Genomic DNA, 2,650 nt, shown 5'->3' on the forward strand with positions numbered 1-2,650 from the left:
CGGCACGGCTGATCGGCTGCGTGCGCACTTCATCCGGCGAGGGAAAATGGAACATGCCCCGTTCTCCCGCCAGCACTTGCTCCCCCGCCAGCATCAGCGGCATCGCGACAGCCATCTCAGCCATCATCAGTGCGCCACCGCCGCCGCCGCCGCCTCGTCGATGAGCCGTCCGGTGCGGAAGCGTTCGATGGTGAAGGGCGCGTTGATCGGATGCGGATCGTCTTTGGCGATGGTGTGGGCAAAGACATGGCCCGAACCCGGCGTTGCCTTGAAGCCGCCCGTGCCCCAGCCGCAATTGACATAGAGGCCCGGCACCGGCGTCTTGGCCAGGATCGGCGAGCGGTCGGGCGTGACGTCGACAATGCCGCCCCACGAGCGCAGCATCTTCATGCGCGTGAAGATCGGGAACATCTCGCAGATGGCGTCGAGCGTATGTTGCAATATGTGCAAGCCGCCGGTCTGCGAATAGGAGACATACTGGTCGGTGCCGGCGCCGATCACCAGCTCGCCCTTGTCGGACTGCGAGATATAGGCGTGCACCGTGTTCGACATCACCACGCAGGGCACCACCGGCTTGACCGGTTCCGACACCAGCGCCTGCAGCGGATAACTTTCCAGCGGCATGCGCACGCCTGCCATGTTCATGATGACGGAGGAATGGCCGGCGGCAACGACGCCGACCTTCTTGGCGCCGATGAAGCCGCGCGTCGTGTCGACGCCCATAACAGCGCCATTTGGCGCCCGCTTGACCCCGGTCACCTCGCAATTCTGGATGATGTGGACGCCGCGCGCCGAGGCGCCGCGCGCATAGCCCCAGGCAACCGCATCATGCCGCGCCGTGCCGCCGCGACGCTGCAGCGACGCACCGACCACCGGATAGCGCGCATCCCTGGAGGTGTTGAGCGGTGGGCAGAATTCCTTCGCCTGCTCCGGCGTCAGCCATTCATTGTCGATGCCGTTCAGCCGGTTGGCGTGCACGTGGCGCTTCAGCACCTGGACGTCGTGCACATTGTGGGCGAGCATCATGACGCCGCGCGCCGAATACATGACGTTGTAGTTGAGTTCCTGGCTCAAGCCATCCCACAGCTTCAGCGCATGGTCGTAGATGCCGGCGCTCTCGTCATAGAGATAGTTGGAACGGATGATGGTGGTGTTGCGGCCGGTGTTGCCGCCGCCGAGCCAGCCCTTTTCCAGCACCGCGACATTGGTGATGCCGTGCACGGTGGCGAGGTAATAGGCGGTGGCCAGGCCATGGCCGCCGGCGCCGACGATGATGACGTCGTATTCTTTCCTGGGCTCAGGCGAGGACCACTGTTCCTCCCAGCCCTTGTGACCGCGCATGGCTTCACGGGCGATGGCGAATACCGAATATTTCTTCAACGTCCCAACCTCGCCCCAAAAAGGCTTCGCGAATGGCGGCCGGCGTTCATTCGGTCCCGGCGCGCGAGGTGTATCACTAGCGAAACAGCGCTTCCACCCTTGCGCTGTTTGCGACGGCGCTTGCCGTTTTGCGCCGCGCCTTCAACGGCCGCCGTTTTGAGCTTCGCCTTTTGCTGGTTCAGACGAGACACGCTTCACGATGGACGGTCCGATTGCATAGGTCGGCCGCAAATAACCTTGGCGGCAATCGGCGGCGATTTTACGAATTTCCGCATCGTCCGACTGCTCCGCCATGGCCACGAAACGCTCGACGATCACCTCGCGCGGCCTGATAGCTACTGCCGCCGCAAAGCGCCGCAACACCGGATCCGCATGCTCAAGCAACTGTCGCAGGTCCTTGGAGCTCGGCATGAAATAGTGACCATAAGCATTGACCAGTGTCTTGAAAGCCGAGTCCGGACGCAGGGCGGCGGCATTTTCCACCGCAAGCTTTAGCTGCCAGCGCTCCGCAAGACAGATGAACTGGACCACCCTCCATCGAACGCCGGCATGTTCGTCATCCAGCCGCAGCATCACGCGGCCAAGAATGGCTCCATCGGCCGGCGTCGTGCATCCCAGAAGTGCCTCGATTGCGTCGAACCGGATGCCTGAGACCTGACTGTCGAGCAGATCGGCTATCTCTGCGACAACGCAATTCATCTTGTAACCTATCCGGGAACTGGCTTCAGCCGTCAAAAAAGCCGCGGCGGCCTGCGTATGAAGGTTGTCGGACGTCAGCAGCGGCCGAAGGTTTTCGAGCGGAAAGCCCTTATGAAATTCCGATTGGAGAGCGAACGTCAGCTTGCTGTTGCCCTCGAAGCCGGAGGCCAACAACTTGCTCATTATGTCTTGGGGGGTCATTGGAATGGGTGGCGCATCCACCCGCAAGGTTGAATGGCGTCTTGGTACCCCGGTGTCCATCCGACGTCAAGAAATCGTCGCCGATGGCTTCGCACGTATCGGGTGGCTCGCGTTGCCTCGATCTGCGACCAAGCATCCCAACTGCCAGTGAAGCCGGCCCAAATAACAAGGATGCAGAAATGTTCGCACTCGCCAACAAGGTCGCCATCGTCACCGGCGCCAGTTCCGGCATCGGACGCGCCACGGCAAAACTCTTTGCCGAGGAAGGCGCCAAGGTCATCGTTGCCGCCCGCCGCCAGGCCGAACTCGATGCGCTTGTCGCCGAAATCGCGGACGCCGACGGCATCGCCATCGCGCTTGCCGGCGATGT

General features: G+C 62.3%; 3 protein-coding genes. 1 reads left to right on the top strand and 2 read right to left on the bottom strand.

Translation table 11 applies throughout. The features are described 5' to 3' along the window. Positions 1–126: 126 nt before the first annotated feature. Both EN906_RS30160 and EN906_RS30165 read right to left on the bottom strand, forming a co-directional pair. A complete protein-coding gene (locus EN906_RS30160; RefSeq protein WP_127270057.1) occupies positions 127–1,380 on the bottom strand; it encodes a sarcosine oxidase subunit beta in 1,254 nt (417 codons plus the stop codon). A gap of 141 nt (positions 1,381–1,521) precedes the next feature. Further along, complete coding sequence (locus EN906_RS30165) at positions 1,522–2,262, bottom strand: hypothetical protein (RefSeq protein ID WP_127270059.1); 741 nt, start codon at positions 2,260–2,262, stop codon at positions 1,522–1,524. A gap of 197 nt (positions 2,263–2,459) precedes the next feature. Between EN906_RS30165 and EN906_RS30170 the strand changes: the two genes are divergently transcribed. Continuing rightward, a partial coding sequence (locus EN906_RS30170) for an SDR family NAD(P)-dependent oxidoreductase (RefSeq protein WP_127375601.1) occupies positions 2,460–2,650 on the top strand: 191 nt, incomplete at its 3' end.

The sequence above is a fragment of the Mesorhizobium sp. M7A.F.Ca.CA.004.06.1.1 genome (genome assembly GCF_003999135.1).
Taxonomy (GTDB): Bacteria; Pseudomonadota; Alphaproteobacteria; order Rhizobiales; family Rhizobiaceae; genus Mesorhizobium.